General features: G+C 45.3%; 1 protein-coding gene. It reads right to left on the bottom strand.

What is annotated here, in order from left to right; translation table 11 throughout:
- Positions 1-411 (bottom strand): hypothetical protein (locus ACEWB7_RS18220; protein ID WP_411581119.1); only part of this gene is annotated, 411 nt, incomplete at both ends.

The following is a 411-nucleotide window of genomic DNA, read 5'->3' as shown; positions in this document are numbered from 1 at the left end:
CCCGTTAACCGCGCTGTTTATGGTATCGGTGTTCAGGCCTCCGACGGTTACGCCAAGTTCTTTATGGCTGAATGAATCGTTATAAAAGGTATGCGATAACTGCCATGACGTTTGATCGCCATCCTGTTCGCTATAACGATAATCCGTAGACACATTTGTTGAATGGCTGTTGTTATTGCTATCCATCGTTGGCGTGTCAGATAACGAAAACGATAAGTACAAGCCGTTGTCGTCGTTATCGCCACCGTTGTCATTACGATGGAAAACACCGACTGACGTACTCAAAATCCAGTCACGCATCACAAAAGCGCGGGAAGCGCTAAGTTGTACAGTTTCAGAGATACTTTGCGCTGTTGTCTGGCGAAGATAGTTATTTTCAAAGCTCTGCTGTTTATCCCAACGCAAACTATC

It is taken from the genome of Acinetobacter sp. NIOH-H-8 (assembly GCF_046635365.1).
Taxonomy (GTDB): Bacteria; Pseudomonadota; Gammaproteobacteria; order Pseudomonadales; family Moraxellaceae; genus Acinetobacter.
The sequence above is the reverse complement of the archived record's forward strand: the minus strand, read 5'-3'. Positions and strand labels throughout refer to the sequence as shown.